The 21526-nt window shown below is 74.1% G+C and carries 15 protein-coding genes and 3 pseudogenes; 9 read left to right on the top strand and 9 right to left on the bottom strand.

Annotated features, from left to right (window positions below; genetic code table 11):
- Positions 1-1009 precede the first annotated feature (1009 nt).
- Positions 1010-1723: pseudogene (locus tag WA762_RS14200) on the top strand (VOC family protein); the annotation flags it as partial.
- A 69-nt stretch (positions 1724-1792) separates the two neighbouring features.
- On the opposite strand, the gene WA762_RS14195 reads toward WA762_RS14200, so the two are convergent.
- Positions 1793-2869, bottom strand: coding sequence for an alkene reductase (locus tag WA762_RS14195; RefSeq protein ID WP_335935993.1), 1077 nt, complete (start codon positions 2867-2869; stop codon positions 1793-1795).
- A gap of 182 nt (positions 2870-3051) precedes the next feature.
- Here WA762_RS14195 and WA762_RS14190 point away from each other — a divergent pair, with 182 nt between their 5' ends.
- The gene (locus WA762_RS14190; protein ID WP_335935992.1) at positions 3052-3540 is read left to right on the top strand and encodes a MarR family winged helix-turn-helix transcriptional regulator; all 489 of its coding nucleotides are present in this window, start codon (positions 3052-3054) and stop codon (positions 3538-3540) included.
- Positions 3541-3561: 21 nt separating this feature from the next.
- Here WA762_RS14190 and WA762_RS14185 read toward each other — a convergent pair whose 3' ends face one another.
- From WA762_RS14185 to WA762_RS14175, 3 genes and pseudogenes are all read right to left on the bottom strand, one after another.
- Positions 3562-4623, bottom strand: coding sequence for an aminotransferase class V-fold PLP-dependent enzyme (locus WA762_RS14185; protein WP_335935991.1), 1062 nt, complete (start codon positions 4621-4623; stop codon positions 3562-3564).
- 100 nt (positions 4624-4723) lie between these two features.
- Complete coding sequence (locus WA762_RS14180; protein WP_335935990.1) at positions 4724-5449, bottom strand: DsbA family oxidoreductase; 726 nt, start codon at positions 5447-5449, stop codon at positions 4724-4726.
- A 582-nt stretch (positions 5450-6031) separates the two neighbouring features.
- Positions 6032-6475: pseudogene (locus tag WA762_RS14175) on the bottom strand (aldehyde dehydrogenase (NADP(+))); the annotation flags it as partial.
- A gap of 478 nt (positions 6476-6953) precedes the next feature.
- Here WA762_RS14175 and WA762_RS14170 point away from each other — a divergent pair.
- The 3 genes and pseudogenes from WA762_RS14170 to WA762_RS14160 all read left to right on the top strand — a co-directional run bounded on the left by WA762_RS14170 (position 6954) and on the right by WA762_RS14160 (position 11438).
- Positions 6954-8405: a peptidoglycan D,D-transpeptidase FtsI family protein gene (locus WA762_RS14170; protein WP_335935989.1), complete on the top strand. Its 1452-nt coding sequence runs from the start codon at positions 6954-6956 to the stop codon at positions 8403-8405.
- Between the two features lie 475 nt (positions 8406-8880).
- A pseudogene (locus tag WA762_RS14165) lies at positions 8881-10112 on the top strand (MFS transporter).
- A gap of 105 nt (positions 10113-10217) precedes the next feature.
- Positions 10218-11438, top strand: coding sequence for a TerD family protein (locus WA762_RS14160; RefSeq protein WP_335935988.1), 1221 nt, complete (start codon positions 10218-10220; stop codon positions 11436-11438).
- Positions 11439-11971: 533 nt separating this feature from the next.
- Here WA762_RS14160 and WA762_RS14155 read toward each other — a convergent pair.
- Both WA762_RS14155 and WA762_RS14150 read right to left on the bottom strand, forming a co-directional pair.
- Positions 11972-13426 carry a hypothetical protein gene (locus WA762_RS14155; RefSeq protein ID WP_335935987.1) on the bottom strand — a complete coding sequence of 485 codons (1455 nt, stop codon included), beginning with the start codon at positions 13424-13426 and terminating at the stop codon, positions 11972-11974.
- Between the two features lie 235 nt (positions 13427-13661).
- Positions 13662-14375 (bottom strand): antibiotic biosynthesis monooxygenase, encoded by a 714-nt coding sequence (locus WA762_RS14150; RefSeq protein WP_335935986.1) that lies wholly within the window; start codon positions 14373-14375, stop codon positions 13662-13664.
- A 211-nt stretch (positions 14376-14586) separates the two neighbouring features.
- Here WA762_RS14150 and WA762_RS14145 point away from each other — a divergent pair, with 211 nt between their 5' ends.
- Positions 14587-15720: a lipid II:glycine glycyltransferase FemX gene (locus WA762_RS14145; RefSeq protein ID WP_335935985.1), complete on the top strand. Its 1134-nt coding sequence runs from the start codon at positions 14587-14589 to the stop codon at positions 15718-15720.
- A gap of 266 nt (positions 15721-15986) precedes the next feature.
- A complete protein-coding gene (dapA, locus tag WA762_RS14140) occupies positions 15987-16916 on the top strand; it encodes a 4-hydroxy-tetrahydrodipicolinate synthase (RefSeq protein ID WP_335935984.1) in 930 nt (309 codons plus the stop codon).
- Between the two features lie 180 nt (positions 16917-17096).
- Here the strand turns inward: dapA and dapD are convergent, their stop codons facing one another.
- Positions 17097-18086, bottom strand: coding sequence for a 2,3,4,5-tetrahydropyridine-2,6-dicarboxylate N-succinyltransferase (gene dapD / locus WA762_RS14135; RefSeq protein ID WP_335935983.1), 990 nt, complete (start codon positions 18084-18086; stop codon positions 17097-17099).
- A 251-nt stretch (positions 18087-18337) separates the two neighbouring features.
- On the opposite strand from dapD, the gene WA762_RS14130 reads away from it, so the two are divergent.
- Positions 18338-19225, top strand: coding sequence for a winged helix-turn-helix transcriptional regulator (locus WA762_RS14130; protein WP_335935982.1), 888 nt, complete (start codon positions 18338-18340; stop codon positions 19223-19225).
- 170 nt (positions 19226-19395) lie between these two features.
- On the opposite strand, the gene WA762_RS14125 is transcribed toward WA762_RS14130, so the two are convergent.
- Both WA762_RS14125 and WA762_RS14120 read right to left on the bottom strand, forming a co-directional pair.
- A complete protein-coding gene (locus tag WA762_RS14125; protein ID WP_335935981.1) occupies positions 19396-19932 on the bottom strand; it encodes a TetR/AcrR family transcriptional regulator in 537 nt (178 codons plus the stop codon).
- The gene (locus WA762_RS14120; protein ID WP_335936081.1) at positions 19932-20252 is read right to left on the bottom strand and encodes a DMT family transporter; all 321 of its coding nucleotides are present in this window, start codon (positions 20250-20252) and stop codon (positions 19932-19934) included. The genes WA762_RS14125 and WA762_RS14120 overlap by 1 nt, the downstream gene beginning before the upstream one ends.
- 121 nt (positions 20253-20373) lie before the next feature.
- Here WA762_RS14120 and WA762_RS14115 point away from each other — a divergent pair, with 121 nt between their 5' ends.
- Positions 20374-21480 carry a DUF7847 domain-containing protein gene (locus tag WA762_RS14115; RefSeq protein WP_335935980.1) on the top strand — a complete coding sequence of 369 codons (1107 nt, stop codon included), beginning with the start codon at positions 20374-20376 and terminating at the stop codon, positions 21478-21480.
- The last annotated feature ends 46 nt before the right edge of the window (positions 21481-21526 follow it).

Raw genomic sequence — 21526 nt, 5'->3', positions numbered from 1 at the left:
GTCTTGGTGTGTGGCCGCGTGGTGTGATCGGCTCACCAGCCGAGGACGTATGGGAGGTTTCAACCCCTTCAATCAAGGTTGATTGACGTCACTCTGTGTAATCACTCTGGGTGCACTTCTGTCGCCGGATGGTTGCGGTACCTGCCTCTGAGCTGGTCTTTCACGACTTCTCACGTTTGCGGCCTCGCTTCACGCACTTTCACGCCCTTGATGGGTGCTGTGACCCACCTGACCCCGATGGGATGTAGCTATGTCGAACAAGAAGAACCCTCCGCCACCGGCATTTGAACTCCGTTGCAGGGGTCTGCACTTAACCGTTGAAAACCTTCCCCGATGGAAGGTCTCCCGATGGGCCCTCACGGTGGTCGTCGCGAGTGCGGGCAGCGTGCTCGCCGCATGGTTCACGTCCCGCTAAGCGTCCGCGGGGAAGTCGCCCAAGCACCAGTCGCACCAGGCCGAGCCCTGTTCCTGTACTCGCCGCCGGAACCTCGCAGCAGCGTCCCGGCGGTTCGCCCGTCGTCGTCCCCGTGCCCGCCGAGAGCCGGACGTTCGGACGCCCCTCGTACGCCCCGTGATGAGCCTTGCAGCGGCCCCGATGGGTCGCGGGCTCCGTGCAGTCGATACAGCGCGTGTGCGACCCCCTGGTGGTCGTAGTCGTTGCGTGCCCGCCGCCGGACTCGAACCGGGGAACTCTGCGGATTGCGTACGGATCTCCCGCGAGGGGGCCGGTACCGCGCACCTCTAGCCGTTGGGTTAGCGGGCTTGGTCGTCGTCCTGGCGCTCGTACACGACTCCGGACGACACGGGGACCGCACTGCGCCCACCCCCGTTCGGCGCCCTGGTCAAGGGCGGATACGTGCGGGCGGGTGCGGTCCCCGCGCTCTGCCTCACGACCACTGCGGCCACCCCGTGAGGGTGCGTGCTGCACGGGCAGAGCTGGTGAGAGAGAGCGGGGCACTCGGACCGCCGGATTCCCATGCCGACACTCCAGAACGTCTAGTTCCGTGTGTTGGGAGACCCCGAGGGCAACGAGCTGTGCGTCGAGCGGAGCGCGGCGGAGCGGGCGGCGCCCGTCGGCGCCCGGGCACGGGTCACCGCGGACGACGTGACCACCGCGGTCCGTCTCGCGGTCGACGCGCTCCGGAACGTTTCCGCCGACGACTGGCGGGCGCCGGCCGGGTCGTTGGAGTGGAGCCGCTGGGAGACCGCGGAGCACCTGGGCGACGATCTCTTCGCCTACGCGGTCCAGTTGGGCCCGCGGCGGCCGCCCCTGGACGCGAACGTGCTGTACCGCTGGACCGCCGACCGCGAGGGCGGCCCGGCGAACGCGGTCTTCGCCGATGCGGCGGCCGGACCGGCGGGGCTGCTGAGCACCCTGGAGGCGAGCGGTGCGCTGCTCGCGGCGATGGCGCGGACGGCCTCCCCCGACGTCCGCGCGTACCACCCCTGCGGCAACTCCGATCCGGAGGGCTTCGCCGCCATGGGCGTGGTGGAGACGCTGGTGCACGTGTACGACATCACGGCGGGCACGGGCGTGCCCTGGACGCCGCCCGCCGATCTCTGCGACCGGGTCCTGGCCCGGCTGTTCCCGGACGCGCCGCAGGACGCCGACCGGTGGGCCGTGCTGCTCTGGGCCACCGGCCGCGGCGAGCTGCCGGGCCGCCCCCGGCTCGGCGACTGGCGGTGGTACGGCGAGCCGCCGGCGGAGTCCGGCCGGGAGTAGCGGGGTCCGCTCCGGCGGCCGGACCGGGGCACCGGCCCCGCGCACCGCGGCGCCCCTCCCGCCCGGGGCTCAGGACCGTTCGTCGCCCAGCGCCGGGTAGTCGACGTACCCCTCGGCGCCCCCGCCGAAGAAGGTCGACGGGTCGGGGGCGTTGAACGGGCCGCCCGCCCTCAGCCGGGCGGGCAGGTCCGGGTTGGCGATGAACAGCGCGCCGTACGCGAGGACGTCGGCCACTCCCTCGTCCACCAGCGTGAGGGCGTCCGGGCCGGTCGGCCCGTCCGTGTGGGCGCTCAGGAGGAGGACGCCGGAGAACTCCTTGCGCAGCGCGAGGGTCAGCTCGCGCATCTCCACCGCTTCCAGGACGTGCAGGTAGGCGAGACCGAGCGGGTCGATCTCCCGCACCAGTGCCGTGTACGCGGCGTCCGGCGCGGGCTCGTCGATGTCGTTGTACGGGTTCCCGGGCGAGATGCGCAGCCCGGTCCGCTCCGCGCCGATCTCGGCGGCGACGGCCCCGACCACTTCGACGGCGAAGCGGATGCGGGCCTCGTCGGAGCCTCCCCACTCGTCGGTGCGCCGGTTGGCGTTGGGCGCGAGGAACTGGTGGATGAGGTAGCCGTTGGCGCCGTGCAGCTCGACTCCGTCGAAGCCGGCGTCGATCGCGTTGCGGGCCGCCGAGGCGAAGTCCGCGACGGTCTGCCGGACTTCGTCGCCGGTCAGCTCGCGCGGGGTGGTGAAGTCCTTCATCCCGGTCCCGGCGAAGAGCTGCCCGGCGGGCCTGACCGCCGAGGCGCTGACCGGGGTGAGGCCGTCCGGCAGCAGGTCGGGGTGACCGATCCGGCCCGCGTGCATGAGCTGGGCGAAGATCCGGCCGCCCGCCGCGTGCACCGCGTCGGTGACCTCGCGCCAGGACGCGACCTGCTCGGCGCTGTGCAGCCCCGGGGTGTCGGGGTAGCCCTGGCCCACCACCGACGGCTGGACGCCCTCCGTGATGATCAGGCCCGCCGAGGCGCGCTGGGCGTAGTACTCGACGGCGAGATCCGTGGCGGTGCCGCCCTCGCCGGCCCGGCTGCGGGTCATCGGGGCCATGGCGATCCGGTTGGCGAGCCGGATGCCGGGCAGGTCGATCGGGTCGAACGCGGTGGTCATGAGGACTCCCAGAGGATATATGGTCGGCCAACTATTCCCTGACCGCGTCACCCTACCCCACACGCTTGGTCGGCCAACATAAGGCGGGGTGAAGGTAGTGTTCGCTGGAGGAAGCGCCCGGATCCCCTCTCCCGGTCCGCACACCGGGCCGGACGGGGCCGGCACCACCCCGAGGAGTCCCGATGAAGGCCGAACCCGGCTGTACCGAACCGTCGAGCGCCGCCGTCGGCGGCCCCGTCAGCCACGCCTTCGCACGGGTCGCCCGGCTGCACCGGACCACCGCGGGCAGGCTGCTGAAGGGGCTCGGGCTCTACCCCGGCCAGGAGTTCCTGATGATGCACCTGTGGGAGGCGGGTCCGGCACGCCAGTCGGAGCTGATCAGGGTCATGGACCTGGACCCCTCCACCGTCACCAAGATGCTCCAGCGCCTGGAGCAGGCCGGGCACGTCCGCCGCTCCCCCGACCCGGACGACCGCCGGGCCGTTCTGGTCGAGGCCACCGAGGCGAGCTGCGCGCTGCACACCGCCGTCGAGCGGGCCTGGACGGATCTGGAGGAGCGCACCCTGACCGGCCTCGCCCCGGCCGAGCGCGAGGAGCTGGCCCGGCTGCTCGCCAAGGTCGAGGAGAACCTCTGCGGGGAGGCCGGGGACTGCCGTCCCGACCCCCGCTGACCCCCGCCCCGCGCCGGCCGCTCAGCGCGCGAGCACGTCCAGGGCCCGGTCCACGTCACCCTCCGTGTTGTAGAGGTGGAAGGCCGCGCGCAGGCTCCCCGCCCGCTCCGAGACCACCACCCCGGCCCGCGCCAGCTCCGCCGCCCGTACGCCGAGTCCGGGCACGGCCACGATGGCCGACTCCCCCGGCGCCGCCCGGAGCCCCAGCCCGGCGAGCCCCTCCCGGAAGCGGGCCGCGAGCCCGGTGGCGTGGGCGTGGAGGGCGTCGGCGCCGACCTCGCCCAGCAGCGCGAGGGAGTGCCGGGCCCCGTGGTACGAGAGGAAGGACAGCGGTTCGTCGTAGCGGCGGGCACTGTCCGAGAGCCGCCCGACCGGGCCGTACGTACTGTCCCAGGGGTCGTCGGAGGCGGCCCAGGAGGCGAAGACGGACGGCAGGGTGCGCTGCGCCTCCTCGGTGACGGTGAGGAACGACGTGCCCCGTGGGCCGAGCAGGAACTTGAAGCCGCCGGTGACGGTGTAGTCGAACGCTCCGGCGTCCACCGCCAGCCACCCGGCCGACTGGGTGGTGTCGAGCAGGGTCCCGGCTCCGTGGGCGGCCGCCGCCTCCCGTACCGCGTCGAGGTCCGCGACCCGCCCGTCGGAGGACTGCACGGAGGAGAACGCGACGAGCGCGGTCCCGGGCCGTACCGCGTCGGCCAGCGCCTCCAGCGGCACATATCGCACCTTCAGGTCGCCGCGGACCGCGAACGGGCTGACGACCGAGCTGAACTCCCCCTCGGGGGACACGACTTCGGTGCCCGCCGGCAGCGAGGCCGCGATCAGCCCGACATGCGCCGCCACCGAACCGCCGACGGCGACCCGGTCGGCGTCGACCCCGGCGAGACGGGCGAAACCGGCCCGGGCCGCCTCCACCGCCTCGAAGTCGCCGGAGCCCGCCCTGCTCCCGGTGGCGAGTTCGTCGGCGAGTTCCTTCACGGCCTCCGCCGCGCGGCGGGGCAGCAGCCCGCGACTGGCGGTGTCGAGGTACGTGGTCTCCGGCGCGAACTGGTCCTTCACCACACGGGCGAGCGATGTCGTCTCCATGCGTCCTAGCGTGGAGCCCGCCTGTTCCCCCGTCAATCACCGGCCCCCGCCGTCACCCGCCCCCGAGCCGGCCCCGCCGTCGCCCGCCGACCGCGGTGGCTCAGGCCCCGCCGCCGTCGCCGGTCCGCGGGACCGCGCAGGCCCCGTCGGCGTCGCACGCCTCGGCGTCGCCGCCGAGCGCGGTCAACGGCCGGTCCTTCCAGGCCTGTTCGAGCGCCTGGGCGAAGACCTCGGCGGGCTGGCCGCCGGAGATCCCGTACCGCCGGTCGATCACGAAGAACGGCACCGCGTTGGCGCCCAGCTCGGACGCCTCCCGCTCGTCGGCCCGCACCTCATCGGCGTACGCCCGCGGGTCGGCCAGCACGGCGCGCGCCTCCTCGGCGTCGAGTCCGGCCTCGGCGGCCAGCTCGACCAGCACGTCGCCGTCGTAGACGGAACGCTCCTCGGCGAAGTTCGCCCGGTAGGCGACGGTCAGCAGCTCCTCCTGCCGGCCACGCGCCTTGGCCAGGTGGAGCAGCCGGTGGATGTCGAAGGTGTTGCCGTGGTCGCGGCCCTCGGTGAGGTAGCCGAGCCCTTCGGCCCGCGCGTTGGCGGCCACGTTCGCCTCCATGGCCCGCACCTCTTCCGGGGTGCGTCCGTACTTCCTCGCCAGCATGTCGACCACCTGCACGGTGTCGCCCTTGGCGTGCCCGGGATCGAGCTCGAAGGACCGGTGCACGACCTCCACCTCGTCACGGTGGCCGAAGGCCGCCAGGCCCTTCTCGAAGCGTGCCTTTCCTATGTAGCACCACGGGCAGGCGATGTCGCTCCAGATCTCGACGCGCATGTCTCTTCTTCTCTCCGGGATCAGGGGTCCGGTGGCCGGTGTCCGACGGTTCCGCGATCCGGACCCGGGCCTCGGGACCCGGGCCGGACGGCGCGGGGCACTCCCCCGCGCACCGGAACGAACACCGCGCCGCACTCCCCCATTCCCGGCGCGAACGCGTGACCGCGCCCGAGGCGGGCACGACGCGCCGCCGGCGATCCGCCCGGCGCCCGTCCGGACGCGGATCGCGTTCTCGCGGGCCGACGGGGCGGGGGCGGTCCGGGGAAACCCAAGTCACGCCGCGGCAACGGCCGTTCGACGCCCGGGACCGTCCACCGTGATGGCCTGCGTGATCGATGGGACTTCTGATCGCGAAGACCATGGCGGCACGAGTGCGTCCGGCGGACGTGGACCTCGACGCCTTCGCCTCGGTGGTCGGGGCGGTCCTCGACGAGGTGCGAGTCGGCTGAGGGCTGTCGCCTCGGTGCCCCGTGCGCCGGCCGACCCGCGGCGTGTCCCCGGGGATACCGGCCTCCGCGGCCTCGCCCCCGCCCCGCTGCCCGGGCGCGCTTCGCGCGCCACGCGGCGGGCGCCCGACCGGCGTCACGCGCGGCGGCCGTCCACGCGGCGGGGCAGGGCCAGTGGGTTGGCCTCGCGGAGTTCCGGCGGAAGGAGGGCGTCGGGGACCGACTGGTACGCGAGGGGGCGCAGCCAGCGTTCGATCGCGGTGGCGCCGACCGAGGTCGAGGGGGAGGTGGTGGCCGGGTAGGGGCCGCCGTGGTGCTGGGCCGGGGCGACGGCGACGCCGGTCGGCCAGCCGTTGACGAGGATCCGTCCGGCGAGCGGGGTGAGGGCGGCGAGCAGGCCGGGGGCGTCGGGGTCCGGGCCGTCGGCGGCGATGTGGAGCGTGGCGGTGAGGTTGCCGGGGAGGCGGGAGAGGACGGCGTCGATCTCGTCGCCGGAGGTGTGGCGGGCGACGACCGTGAACGGGCCGAAGCACTCCTCCAGGAGCGCGTCGTGCGGCCCGTCCTCGGCGAGGAGGCGCGCGTGCCGCGTGGGCGGCGCGGACGGCGCGGTCGACCTCCTCGGGGGTGGCTTCCGCCGCGACCCGCTCGCGCGGTTCGCCGGTGCGGGGGTCGAGGCTCAGGACGGGTGCCGCCACCATGGCTCCTTCCGTTCCGCCGCCGTGCCTCGGGGGCATGTCCGGCATTCCGAACAAGGTTCCCGATCACGAGTGTGGCGCGACTGTATGTGCGGGCGTTCGGGGTTGGCAAGGAGTCGTGGCCGGCGGGCTGGAAGGGGCGGCGGGCACGGCTCGCCGGCAGAGCTGCGGATCGCGGTGGCGCTGCGGATCACGGTTGACGAGAAGGGCCGGGCCTCATGGACGGCGCGCTGCCGGAGCGTGTGCCGGTGGTACGGCCCGGCGGCGGCCGACGGCGGCGGGGGGCCGGGGCGACCATGAGGAATCGGTGAGAATCGGGACGGCCGGGAACGGTGCGTCGCGCCCCGCTCGTCCTTCTCCGGGATGAACAAGACGATCAGGCGGACCTCGGTCTTCTGCCTGCTGCTGGTCCTCGCCCTGCTGGTGCGAGCGACCTGGGTGCAGGCCTACCAGGCACGGGCGCTCGCAGACGACGACCACAACCGACGGAAGACCATGGCGCGGTACGCGCAGCCGCTCGGTGACATCATCGTGGCCGGGAAGCCGGTCACCGGATCGAAGAGGACGGTGAGCGGCGACCTCGCGTACCAGCGCACCTATCCGCAGGGCGCGCTCTACTCGGCCGTCACGGGCTACAGCTCGCAGGCGTACGGCGCCACGCAGCTGGAGGGGATCTACGGTTCCGTGCTCGACGGCACCGACGACCGGCTGAAGAACCCGCTGAACGCGTTGACCGGCGAGCAGGCGGCCCCGGGTGACGTCCTGACCACGATCGACCCCGATGTGCAGAAGGCCGCGTACCGGGCGCTGGGCCATGACAAGGGCGCGGCGGTGGCGATCGATCCGAGGACCGGGCAGATCCTGGGCGTGGTCTCCACCCCGTCCTACGATCCGTCGACGATCAGCGGGACCACGGACGGCGACGCCTGGCGGAAGCTGCTCGACGACAAGGACAAGCCCATGGTCAACCGGGCGCTGCGGCAGCCGCTCGCGCCCGGTTCGACGTTCAAGCTGGTGGTGGCGGCCGCGGCGCTGGAGGACGGGCTGTACCGCTCCGTCGACGAGCCCACGGACAGCCCGAACCCGTACCGTCTGCCCGGCAGCAGCAAGGACCTGGAGAACGAGAGCGCTACCGCCCCCTGCGCGAACGCCAGCCTGCGCACCGCGCTCCGGTACTCCTGCAACAACGTCTTCGGGAAGATCGCCGTCGATCTCGGCCAGGACAAGGTCCGGGCGATGGCGGAGAAGTTCGGCTTCAACGCCGACAAGCTCGATGTGCCGGTGCGCGCGTACAAGAGCGTCTACCCGTCCGGCATGGACAAGGCGCAGACGGCGCTGTCGGGCATCGGGCAGTTCGAGGTGACCGCGACGCCGCTGCAGATGGCGATGGTGTCGGCCGCTCTCGCCAACGGCGGTGAACTGGCCGCGCCGCACATGGTGTCGAAGGTGACGGACGCCGAGGGCGACACCTTGCAGGAGTACGCCGACGGGGACACGAAACGGGTGGTCTCGAAGTCCACCGCCGAGCAGTTGCGCAGCGCGATGGTGACGGTCGTCGAGGAGGGCACCGGCACCAACGCCCGGATCGCCGGGGCCGAGGTCGGCGGCAAGACGGGAACCGCGCAGAACGGCGTGGGCAACAGCAAGACCCCGTACGCCTGGTTCACCGCGTACGCGAAGGACCGGACGAGCGGCAAGGAGGTCGCGGTGGCGGTGGTGGTCGAGGACTCCGGCGCGGCCCGCTCGGAGGTCAGCGGCAACGGCCTGGCCGCGCCCATCGCCCAGAAGATGATGAAGGCGGCGCTGGCACGCTGACGCGCGGCGGGCCGCAGGGCGTTTCGGCCCCGGCCGGCCCCTGCCCCCCCCCGTGCGCCGTCCCCCCGTGCGCCTCCGTGCGCCGTCCTCCGCGTCCCTCCGCGCCGGTGTCCCGCCCGCCGTTTCGGCGCCCCGGTGTTCCGGTGTTCTGGTGTCCCGTGCGCCGGAGCCGGTTCCTCCCGTTTTCGGACCGCCTCTACGGCATCCGCCGTAGAGGCGGTGCCGGAGAGGCGGGCGCGGGCGGCACGGAACCGGGCGTCTTCCCGATGCCTCGCGACCTCCTCACTCGCCACGACCTCCTCACTCGCCGGCCTGGACCCGTCAGCGCAGGTGCGGTTCCGGAGGGTTGTGGTGGGTGCGATGCCGGGTTCGAAATCGGGAGCGGGAGCGGGATCAGGTCCGGGGTCGGGGGCGGACGCGGGGACGGAGCCGGGGCCGGGGGGCGCGGAAGAGGCCGGGGTCCGCGACGGTGCGGGTGCTGCGGGACCGTACGGCGGGGCTGTTCCTGACGGTGGTCGTCGTCTCCGGGTTCTGGACGTCCGCCATGTGGCTCGCGGCCGGGGTCTGGGTGAAGTCGCTCACCGGTTCCGACGGCCTGGCGGCGCTCGCGGTCTTCGCGATGTGGCTGCCGGTGCTGGCCGGCCCCCCGCTCGGGGCGATCGTCGACCGGCTTCCCCGTAAACCGCTGCTGGTCGGGGTGAGCGCGGCGATGGCGGCGCTGCTGGCCACGCTCCTCCTGGTCGACTCGGCGGAGCGGGTCTGGATCCTCTTCGTCGTGCTCGTCCTGTACGGCACGGCCTCGGCGCTGACGGACGCGGCCGAGTCCGCGCTGGTCGCCGGGGGCGTCGACGCCCGCCTGCTGGGCGATTTCAACGGACTGCGGATGACGGCGAACGAGGGCATGAAGCTGCTGGCGCCGCTGGCCGGCGCGGGGCTGTACGCCCAGTTCGGGGGCGCCGCCGTGGCACTGCTGGACACGGCGTCGTTCGCGCTGGCGGCCGGGGTCTGCGCACTGCTGCCGGTACGCGAGCCCGCCGACGAGCGGCGGCCCGGGGGCGGGACCGGCGGGGCGGCGGGACGCGGACGCTGTGGAACTCCCCGGTGCCGCGGCCGCTGGTGCCGACGGGGGCCGCGACCATGCTGTGCGCGGGGCTCAACGGGGCGGCGGTCTACGCCCTCGTCGACGACGTCCTCGGGCGCTCCCCCGCCTACGCCGGGGTGCTCTACGCGGCGCAGGGGGCCGGGTCCGTCGCCATCGGGCTGCTGGCCGGCCCGTTGCTGAGGCGGCTGCCGGAGCGGGTCTTCACGGCGGCCGGGATCGCGCTGTTCGCGGTGGCCTCGGGGGTGCGGGGGCTGCCGTACGACTCGGTGGCGCTGGTGGCGAGCGCGGCCATCGGGCTCGGGCTGCCGTGCGTCCTGATCGCCGCGATGACGGCGGTGCAGCGGGAGACCCCGGACGCGGTGCTGGGCCGCACCGCCGCGGCCGCCAACACGCTGATGATGGTGCCGAACGCGGTGGCGCTGGCGCTGGGCGCGGGCCTGGTCGCGCTGGTGGACGTCCAGGTGCTGCTGCCGCTGACCGGCGCGGCGGGGCTGCCGGCCCCGGTCCTGCTGCTCGCCGGGCGGCGCGGACGGCCCGCCGACGGCCCCGCCGCCCCGCTCCCCGCACCGCCCTTCTCGCCGCCCTCCTCACCAGCCGAACAGTGACGGGCAGGCGGGCGGAGACTCCGTCCGTGTGAGGGCGCATCAGGGGTACGTCAAGGCGGCCGAAGGTAAGGGAACGGCAAAGCCGGGTCGTTCGTTACCTCCTGCATGACCGCTATGACCCCCGGCTCGAACATCCCCCTCTCCGCCGCCCGTGTGGCGGTGGACGTCTCCGCACCGGTGCGGCTCGACGTTTCGGGCCTGCTGCTCACCGCCTCCGGCAAGGTGCGCTCCGACGACGACTTCATCTTCTACAACCAGCCCGCCGGCCCCGGCGTGACGTATCACTCGGGCGGCGGCACGTCACCGGACGCGATCGTGGTGGACACCGCCGCGATCCCGCCCGGCATCGAGAAGATCGTCGTCACGGCGAGCCCGGACGCGGCGGGGCAGACCTTCCAGGGCATCGAGCCCACGGCGACCGTGCGCGACGCCGACGGCGGCAGCGTGCTGGCCACGTTCACCCCGCCCCGTCTGACGACCGAGACCGCGCTGGTGGTCATGGAGGTCTACCTCCGCAACGGGGCCTGGAAGGTCCGCGCGGTCGGCCAGGGCTACGCGAACGGCCTGGCCGGCATCGCGACGGACTTCGGCGTCTCCGTCGAGGACGAACCCGCGCCCGTGGCGCCGCCCGCGCCGGTCACCGCGCCCGCCCCCGTCGCGCCCCCGACGCCCCCCGCGCCTCCCGTGGATCCGCGGATCGCGGCTCCGCCGGCTCCCGCCGCCCCGCCGGCCGCGCCCGCCGCCCCCGGCCGGATCAATCTGGACAAGGGCCGGGTCAGCCTCCGGAAGAACGAGACGGTGTCCCTGGTCAAGGGCGGCCGACCGCTGCTCTCTCAGGTCAAGATGGGGCTCGGCTGGGAGCCCGCGTACCGCGGCAAGGACATCGACCTGGACGCCTCGGTGATCGCCTACGGTCCCAACCGCGACCACCTGGACAGCTGCTACTTCGGCAAGCTCTCCATTCTGAACGGCGCGATCAAGCACTCCGGCGACAACCTCACGGGCGAGGGCGCCGGGGACGACGAGGTGATCGTCGTCGACCTGGGCCGGCTCCCGGCGGAGGCGACCGGCCTGGTCTTCACAGTCAACTCGTTCACGGGCCAGAAGTTCACCCAAGTCGCCAAGGCGTACTGCCGCCTGGTCGACGGCGCCACGGGCGAGGAGCTGGTCCGCTTCGACCTGACCGGCGCGGAACCGCAGACCGGCGTGATGATGGCGAAGCTGATCAAGCAGTTCTCCGGCGAATGGGAGATGACGGCCCTGGGCGAGTTCGTGAAGTCACGGACCGTCCGCGGCATGGTGAAGCCCGCCGCCCAGGCGCTGTAGCCCGTTCCCGGCGCGCCCCGGTCCCCGGTCCCATGCCGGGCGCCGGGGCCCCCGCGCTCCGCGGCCGGACGCACCAGCCCGAAGCCGCCCGGGCCCGGCCCGTGACGCCCCCGTACGCCACGGTCCCGGGGCCGGGCACGGTCCCGGTACGGCCCCCGCCGCGGGAGCTGCGTGCGGTCATCGCCGATGCGGTGGTGACGCCCAGCGATCCAGTTCGGCGGAACCGACGACGGCACCACACCGGAACGGAATCCGGTGGCGGGGGTCGGTTCCCGCGGCCTTCTTCAACCTGGAGAAACGGGTCCCGCCCGCGCACCTGGGCACGGACAGGACTCTCGGAAAGAACTCACGGCGGCCGCGAGGGTTTACGCGCACACGTCCGCGCGAACGGACGCACACGTGAAGGGGCGTGCGCGTGAAGGGGCGTGCGAACACGGACGGCCCGCACGGACCGAAGGGTCCGCACGCGCCGGGCGGGCCGCAGCCACCGCGCACGCCTCGCGCATCACTGACGGCACATTACTGACACAACATCAGGAACCGGCCCGCGAGCGCGCCTTGAACGCCGCCTTGCGGGCCTCCTTGGCCTTCTTCTTGTCGCTGTGCAGCTGCCCCATCGTTTCGAGGACGTCCGCCGTCGCGGGGTGCTCCACCCGCCAGACCTCGTCGAAGAAACCGTTGTGACGGCTCGCCAGGCCCTCGATGAGGCCCTGGAGCTCGTCCAGTTCGCCATCCGTCTCCAGTTGGGCCGCGATGGTGTCGACGGCGAGCCAGAAGACCATCGACTCCGGCGGCGCGGGCACGTCCGCCGCGCCCAGCTCCACCAGCCAGACCCGGGCGAGGCCGCCCAGCTCGGGGTCGTCCAGCACCGCGCGCACCGCGGGCTCCGCCTCCGCGCCCAGCAGCGAGAGCGCCTGCTGGCAGTGGAGCCGGCGCAGCGGCGCCTCCCGGTCCGCGCCCCGCGCGGCCGCGAGGAGCTCGGCCGCGGCTCCGTCCGTGCCGCGGCGGGCCAGCCACAGTTCGGCCTCCGCGCGGGCGGCGGCCTCCGGGTAGCGGGCGATGCCGCCGAGGAGCGCGTCGGCCCCCTTGTCCGCCAGGTCGCCGATCGCCGGGGCGTCCACCCCGGCGTCCAGCATCCGGGCCCGGATGCCGTACAGGCCCAGCGGGGTCAGCCTCACCATGCCGTACCGGGTGACGTCCTCCTCGTCGGCCCGGGGGTCGGCGTCTTCGCCCTCCTCGACCAGCAGCGCCTCGTCCACCGGCTGGTACTCCACGATCCCGATGGGCTCCAGGATCCGGAACTGGTCGTCGAGACGCATCATCGCCTCGGACACCTGCTCCAGGATGTCGTCGGTGGGTTCGCCCATGTCTTCCGGCACGATCACCGAGGCGGCGAGCACGGGCAGCGGCAGCGGGGCCGTCTCCGCGTCGCCGTCGGCGGCGGTGAGCAGGTACAGGTTGCCGAGGACCCCGTCGAGGAACTCCGCCTCGGCCTCCGGGTCCCAGTCCAGGGCGTCGAAGTCGACCGTGCCGTCCTCGGAGACGAGGTCGGCGAAATCGTCGAAGACGGGGGCGGTGGCGTCCGCGTGCACGGCCTCCAGCCCGTCGAGCCAGATCTCCAGGACGTCCTGCGGCGAGCCCCCGGTGATCAGCGCCAGGTTCTCACCGGCGGCGGCGGTCCCCTCCGCTTCCGGTCCGGCGTCCTCGTCCGGGTCCTCGACGTCGACGAGACCCGTGTCGACGGCGAGCCGCCACGCCTCGCTCGCCTCCGCCGCGCCCTCGTCGTCCGCCGGGAGGCCGAGGTGCTCGGCCGCCGCGGGCAGCTGCGCCTCGACGAGCTCGCCGCCGGCGCCGACCCGGGTCTCCGGGCCGGCCCAGCGCGCGAGCCGGACGGCGCGGGCGAGCAGCGGCGCGGCGAGCGCGTCCCGGGCCAGCTCGGCTTCGATGGGCAGCCGTACGGGCGGCAGGGTGGGGCGCTCTGCGGACATCTGGTGACTCTCCTCGGGCGTACGGTGCGTACCGGGTCGGGCGGCCCAAGCGTAGACGCATTTCGCCCGATGCCGCCCGGTTCCGTCGGCGAACACCGTCCACAGCGGGTCAAGCCCTTGACAACTGCCCGTCGTACGCCGGGGATTGCCCCGCGCCGGGCGCCCGTTCCGCGTCCGGATCCGCCGTCGCCGTCACGCGCCCGCTCCACCGCGTCCGCACCCGTCCCCGCCGCCGTCACGCGCCCGTCACCGGGCCGACGCCGAGCGCGGGCGCGTACCGGTGCACGGCGCCGGCGGCGACCCCCGGGTAGGTCCGTACGCGCTCCCACTGCGGCGTCCGGGACCCGACGCCCCCACCGGGTCCGGCCAGGGCGTCGGCGTGGGCCCGGGCGCTCTCCCATTCGGCGTAGTTGAGCACCCGGGTGCCGTCGACGCTCACGTGGAAGTGGGCGGAGATGCCGCCGGGGGCGAGCGCCGGGTCGGTCGCCAGCGCCTCCAGCACGGTGTCCACCCAGTCCCGCTGCCGGGCCTTGTCCGCCCCCTCGAACCGGACGTCGACGATCACCACGCAGCCCGGCGCCCGCTCGTCGCCGTCCGCCGGCATCAGGGACCGGTACACCTCGAAGGTGTCCAGTCCGAGCCGCCGGATGCCCGGCACGGCGGCGTCGACGTCCGCGTTGCGCTCGTCCCGGCCGTGCCGGAAGAAGTCCTGGTACGCCTGTTCACCACTCCACTGGCTGTAGTGGAACAAGGTCTTTCCGTCCTCACCGGTATGGACGGTGTACGAGAGCAGCCCCGGGTGCGGCCAGTCGCGGCTGTCCCACGCCTGGCGGATCGCCTCGACGGTCCGCCGTTGGCGCTCGGGAGTGCCGACGTCCCAGGTGCTCGCCTTGACCAGTCCGACGTCGTTGCGGGCAGGATCGGGACGGGATTCGAATCGCACACTCATGACGGGTCCTCCTGACCCGGCGCGCCCGCGCGGCGCGCCGCCGACGGCCACACTGCTACGTCAAGCGCGCTTGAGGTCAACGGCGCTCCGCCGCCGGGACCGGCGGCCCCCGTCGAGCCGGGACCGGCGGACGCGTGGAGCCGGCGCCGGGCAGACCCGTGGAACCGCGGAACCGTCCGGCGCGCCCGCCGGAAGACGATCGGAGTACGGCATGCATCCGCATCTCAGGGCGATCACCCGCGAGGAGCATCTGGCGTTCGTCGCGAGCCGCCCCGCCGTGAGCCCCATGCAGGTTCCGTCGTGGGGCGATGTGAAGCCCGGCTGGCGTGCGGAGAGCCTCGGCTGGTTCGAGCCGGACTCCACCGGGCGGGAGCAGCTCGCCGGGGCGGCGCTCGTGCTCCACCGGCCGATCCCCCGGACCCGGCGCACCCTGGCCTATCTGCCGGAGGGGCCCGTCATCGACTGGCACGATCCGGACCTGGGGCGGTGGCTGAGGCCGATGCTGGCGCATCTCAAGGCGCGGGGCGCGTTCACGGTGCGCATGGGCCCGCCGGTGGTCGCCCGGTGCTGGGACGCCGGGACGGTCAAGGAGGCCATCGCCGACCCGGTGGCCCGGCGGCTGCGCGACGTGCCGGCGGACGCGGACGATCCGCGGGCGGCCGCGCTCGTCGACCGGCTGCTCGCGCTGGGCTGGCGGCGGGGCGAGGACGGCGGCGAGGACGGTTTCAGCGCCGGGCAGCCCCGTTACGTCTTCCAGGTGCCGTTCGCCGGGCGGTCGCTGGAGGAGATCCGGGACGGCCTGAACCAGCAGTGGCGGCGCAACATCAGGAAGGCGGAGAAGGCGGGCGTCAAGATTGTCGAGGGCGGCTACGAGGACCTGCCGGTCTTCCACGAGCTGTACCGGGAGACCGCCGGGCGCGACCGCTTCGTCCCCCGTCCGCTCGGCTACTTCCAGCGCATGTGGACCGCGCTGCGCGCCGAGGACCCCGACCGGATGCGGCTCTATCTCGCCCATCACGAGGGCGAGACGCTGGCCGCCGCGACGATGCTGACCGTGGGCGACCACGTCTGGTACTCCTACGGGGCCTCGACCGGCCGCAGGCGCGAGGTCCAGCCCGGCAACGCGATCCAGTGGCGCATGATGAGCGACGCCCATGAGCGGGGGGCGGCCGTCTACGATCTGCGCGGCATCACCGACACCCTGGACGAGGGCGACCATCTGCTGGGGCTGCTGCGCTTCAAGGCCGGCACCGGGGGCCGGGCCGCCGAGTACGTCGGCGAATGGGACTACCCGCTCAACAGGCTGCTGCACCGGGCCTTCACGCTCTACATGTCCCGCCGCTGACGCCCCGGCGCGACCCGGCGCGACCCGGCGCGCGCCCGCCCGCACTCCGGCGCGCGGCCGTGACCGCGCGCCCGCCCCGGCGCGGCCCGGTCCCCGCCCGTGCCCGCCCCCGCATGCTCACGCACCCACCCCGCCTCGGCCCGTCGGACAGGCGTTCGATCAGGTCAGAGCGCGGCCGCATCGCTCCCATGGTTGAGCGTTTCTTACCCTTCACCCCAAGAAGAACTAAGTGGACCTTCACGGTCCCGTTCGCCGACACTGCGGGCATGACAGACCCCACCTCCCCGACGGCGCCCCCGAACCCCGCCGCCCGCCCCGCCCCCTTCGGCCGGGCGCTCTGCGCCATGATCACCCCGTTCACCGCGTCCGGCACGCTGGACCCGGAGGCCGCCGGGCGGCACGCCGCCTCCCTGGTCGCGGCCGGCTGCGACGGCCTGGTGCTCAGCGGCACCACCGGCGAGTCCCCGACCACCACCGACGCCGAGAAGGCCGCGCTGGTGCGGGCCGTCAGGGCGGCGGTCGGGGACGCGGTGCCGGTCGTCGCCGGGGTCGGCGGCCCGGACACCCGGCACACCGTCGCCCTCGCCCGGCAGGCCGAGGAGGCCGGCGCGGACGGCCTGCTGGTGGTGACGCCGTACTACAGCAAGCCGCCGCAGGCCGCCGTCGAGGCGCACTTCCGGCGGGTCGCCGACGCGACCGGCCTGCCGGTGATGCTGTACGACATCCCCGGCCGCACCGGCACCCGCGTCGAGCCGGAGACCATGCTGCGCCTCGCGGAGCACCCGCGCGTGGTCGCCGTGAAGGACTGTTCCTACGACCTGCTCGGCGCGACGAAGGTGATCGGCGCGACCTCGCTGGCGTACTACTCGGGCAGCGAGGAGCTGAACCTGCCGCTGTACGCGATCGGCGCGGCCGGGTACGTCAGCACGGTCGCCAATGTGGCGCCCCGTCAGCTGCGGGCGGTCCTGGACGCGTTCGACGCCGGGGACACCGCCGGGGCCGCCCGGCTCAACGGGCTGACGCTCCCGCTGATCGAGCTGATGATGGCGTCCGGGCTCCCCGGCACGGTCACGGCGAAGGCGCTGCTCGACGCCGGGCCGGTCCGGGAGCCGCTGCAGCCCGCCGGGCGCGCGGCGGCCGACGGGCTGCGGAAGGCGTACGAGGAGCTGCTCGCCGCCGCGGACCGGCGCGGGTGAGAACACCCCCGCCGGGGCCGCGACCGGGCTCCAGGTCCGGGCCGGAACCGGCCTCCGGGCCGGGCTCAGGGCCGTGAGCAGGGTCCGGGCCGTGAGCAGGGTCCGGGCTCAGGGCCGGGCCGGGGCGTCTTCGGAGGCGCCGAAAGTCCCGCCCCCGGCCCGTGACGCCCGGGGCGCGGCTCAGTTGTGGCTGTGCAGGATGTCGTTGAGGCCGTCCCAGACCGCGTTGTTCGGGCGGGCCTCGACGGCGCCGGTGACCGAGTTGCGGCGGAAGAGGATGTTCGAGGCGCCGGACAGCTCGCGGGCCTTGACGATCTGGCCGTCCGGCATCGTGATCCGGGTGCCCGCCGTGACATAGAGCCCGGCCTCGACGACGCACTCGTCGCCGAGCGCGATCCCGACCCCGGCCTCGGCGCCGATCAGGCAGCGCTCGCCGATGACGATGCGCTCCTTGCCACCGCCGGAGAGGGTCCCCATGGTGGAGGCGCCGCCGCCGATGTCGGAGCCGTCGCCGACCACGACGCCCGCGGAGATCCGGCCCTCGACCATAGAGGTGCCCAGGGTGCCCGCGTTGAAGTTGACGAAGCCCTCGTGCATCACGGTGGTGCCGGGGGCCAGGTGCGCGCCCAGCCTGACCCGGTCCGCGTCCGCGATCCGGACGCCCTTCGGGGCGACGTAGTCCGTCATCCGGGGGAACTTGTCGACGGAGGTGACCTGGAGGTGCAGGCCCTCGGCGCGGGCGTTCAGCCGCACCTTCTCCACGTCGTCCACGGCGACCGGGCCGAGCGAGGTCCAGGCGACGTTGGAGAGGAGACCGAAGAGGCCGTCCAGGTTCTGGCCGTGCGGCCGGACCAGGCGGTGCGAGAGCAGGTGCAGGCGCAGGTACGCGTCGTGGGCGTCGAGCGGCTTGTCGTCGAGCGAGGCGATGACCGTGCGCACGGCGACGATCTCGACACCGCGGCGGGCGTCCACGCCGATGGCCCTGGCGGCGCCCTCGCCGAGGAGGCCGACGGCCTGGTCGGGGGTGAGCCGCTCGGTTCCGGCCGGGCCCGGCTCGGCGGTGAGCTCGGGGGCGGGGAACCAGGTGTCGAGGACGGAGCCGTCACCGGCGACGGTGGCGAGGCCGGCGGCGACGGCGCCGGTGGTGCGGGGAGAAGAGGTATCGCTCATGCACGAAACCTAACCGGGCACACGCGATCGGAGCCAACCGGTCTCGCCGGGTGGTCGCGGGCGTGCCCCGCCCGGGCCGCGCCCGTCCGGCCGCCCGCCCCGCCGGGCACGGCGCGGCGCCCGTCCCCGCCGGACGCGCCTGCGGCGACCCCACGGGTTCCCATGGGGAACGGACTGTGGCAGGGTACGGGAAACGGGCCGGGCCGGCCGGACAGGAGGCCCCCGGCTCCGGCGGACCGACGGAGAAGTTCATGCCCCAGCGCACCAGCCTGGCCGACGCCGACTGCGCGATCGCCCAGGCGCTCGACGTGGTCGGCGACTGGTGGACCCTGCTGATCGTGCGTGACACGGCGCGCGGGGTGCACCGCTTCGACGCGCTCCAGGCGGAGCTGGGCGTGTCCCGCAAGGTGCTGGCCGAGCGACTGCGGCTGCTGGTCGACGCGGGCGTGCTGTCCCGCGAGCCGTACCAGGACCGGCCGCCCCGGCACGAGTACCGGCTCACCCGGCGCGGACACGCGCTGCTGCCCGTGCTGATCGCGCTCCAGGACTGGGGCGACACCTGGGTGATGGGAGAGGGCGACGTGACGGCGACGGCCGAGGAGAACTCGAAGGAGGCCGCCCGGGTGCACGCGCTGGTGGGAACGCGCGTGCCCGAGCTGCGCCTGGTGGACCGGGACGGCGAGCCGCGCGACCCGGTCGCCGGGACCCCGTACACCGTCCTGTACTGCTTCCCCGGCGCCTACGCCCGCCGGGACGCCTATCCGCCGGGCTGGGCCGGGATCCCGGGCGCGACCGGCTGCACCCTGGAGTCCTGCGCCTACCGCGACCAGTTGGCCGAGTTCACGGCGGCGGGCGCGACCGTGCACGGGGTGTCCACCCAACGGCCCGACGAACAGCGGGCGTTCGCGGAGGCGGAACGGCTGCGCTTCCCGCTGCTGTCCGACGCCGGACTGGAGCTGGCGGCGGCCCTGCGGCTGCCGACCTTCCGGGCGGCGGGGACCAGCCGGCTGAAGCGGCTGACCCTGGTGGTGGACCGGGAGCGGACGATCCGTGCGGCGCTGTATCCGATCCCGGACGTCGAGGCGAGCGTGCGGGCGGCGCTGGCCGCGGTCCGCCATGCGGACGGCACGGATGCCTGAGGCCGGGCGCCCGACGACGGACGCCTGGCGCCGGGTGCCTGGCGGCGGACGCCGGGGCTTCGGGGCGGCGCGCCGACGGCCCCCGGCGGCCCTTCGGCGCGCCGGCGGCTCCCGGCGCGCTCCGTAGGCGCCGCTCCCGGGCGACGCCCCCGTTCGCCCGGCGCGCCCGCTCAGCCGACGACCCGCCCCAGCATCTCCCGTGCGTACGCCTCGTCGTACGCGCCGCCGGTGAGCAGCGCCTGGAGGCAGATCCCGTCCATGAGCGCGACCAACGCCCGCGCCGTCGCCGGGTCGGTGCGCCGGGAGAGCAGCTCGGCCGCGGCGTCGGTCCATTCGGCGGCGACGGGCCGCAGCGCGGGCCTGCGGAGCGCGGCGAGGTACAGCTCGTACTCCAGCTCGGCCCGCCCCCGCCCCCCGGAGAAGTACTCCCCCAGCAGCCGGGCGAGTTCCCCGGCGAGGTCGGCTTCGGGGTCCGCGAGCACCCGGCTCTCCCGGATGAGCTGGGCGAAGCTCTCGTTCGACCGGCGCAGCGCGGCGATCAGCAGCTCGTCCAGCGAGGCGAAGTGATAGGTCGTCGAGCCCAGCGGCACGTCGGCCTCGGCCGCCACGGAACGGTGACTGAGGCCCGCGATGCCCCTGGCGCCGACGACCCGGATCGCGGCGTCGATGATGCGGTCGCGCCGCTCGGGGTCGTACCGGCGCGTCATCAGTGGGCCCCGCCCAGATTCAGCACCACCACTCCGGCGATGACCAGCGCTATGCCCGCGAGCTTGACCGGACTGCCGGACTCGCCCATGAAGAGGATGCCGATGGCGGCGACCGCGGCGGTGCCGATGCCGGCCCAGATCGCGTAGGCGGTCCCCACCGAGAGGCTCTTCAGCGTCTGGGCGAGCAGCGTGAAGGCGACGAGATAACCCACGACGGTGATCAGTGAGGGCCAGAGGCGGGTGAAGCCCTCGCTGTACTTCATGGCCGTCGTGCCGGCGACCTCCGCCGCGATCGCCGCGGCAAGCAGTCCGTAACCCATGTGTACGAGTGTACGCATCGCCGTTCCTCCGACGGCACGACGACTTCGCGCCAAAGGGGACGCTACGGTGTCCCGACCGGCGTGGACGCCGATGACGGATACGAGACATCACGGAGCTGCGGTGACACAGGATGCGGGGTGGGGCGGCGGAGCCGCGTACGGGACGCCGTACGGGGGGCCGCCGGGCTGGGGTGGCTGGATGCCGCCGCCGAAGCCCGGAGTGATACCCCTGGCGCCTCTGAGGCTGGGAGACATACTCGGGGGCGCCTTCAGCACGCTGGGACGCTACTGGAAGCAGCTGCTCGGGGTCGGCGCGAGCGCGTACGGCGGCACGCTGGTCGCGGTGGCGCTGGCGGCCATGGTCGCCTACTCGGCGGTCGGCGACCATCTGCGCCGGCTGCTCGCCCTCGGCGCCGACGAGGACCCGGCGACGGGCGACCTGGTGCCGGTGCTGTCCGGACTGGGCGTCGTCTGGCTGGTCGGAATGGCCGCGTTCGTGGTCACCACGACCCTGGTATACGCGGCGGTGCCGGTGGTCCTCCAGGAGGCGGTGCTGGGCAGGCCGACGACCTTCTCCGCCGTCTGGCGCCGGGCCTGGTCCCGGGTGCCGGCGCTGATCGGGACGGTGCTCCTCACCTGCCTGATCGCGACGGTCCCGCTCGCGCTCGCGGTGGTCGGCTTCTTCGCCCTCATGATCGGCCTCGCCGTGACGGACGGGTCCAGCGCCCCGCTGTGGGCCGCGCTCGGTCTGCTGGGCGCTCTGGCCACCGCTCCCCTGGCCGCCTGGCTCATGGTGAAGTTCAGCCTGGCCCCCTCGGCCGTGGTCTTCGAGGGGCAGCGCCCGGTGGCGGCGCTGCGCCGTTCGTCGCGGCTGGTGCGCGGCGACTGGTGGCGGGTCTTCGGCATCGGCCTGCTGGGCTTCGCGATGGCCGCGGTGGTGAGCTACATGGTCCAGATGCCGTTCTCCTTCCTCGGCGTCTTCTCCGGCGCCATCGGCGGCAGCACCCTCTCCGACGACCCGAGCCCCGCGGCGGTCGTCCTCGCCATGAGCGGCTATGTGCTGGCGCTGAGCCTGGGGCAGCTGGTCGGCCAGCTCGTCTCCGCGACGTTCCCGCAGCTGGTGCTCGGCCTCCTCTACGTCGACCGGCGCATGCGCGCGGAGAACCTGGGGCCGGCCCTGGCCGAGGCGGCGGCCGTGTCGCCGCCGTACGGCCCGCAGGGTCACTAGGTGTCTGACAAATACCTGCGGCCAAATACCTGCGGCGTCGCGGGGT

Source organism: Streptomyces tyrfis (genome assembly GCF_037034285.1).
GTDB lineage: Bacteria > Actinomycetota > Actinomycetes > Streptomycetales > Streptomycetaceae > Streptomyces.
Note: the sequence above shows the minus strand (reverse complement) of the source record. Positions and strands in the feature narration are given on the sequence as shown.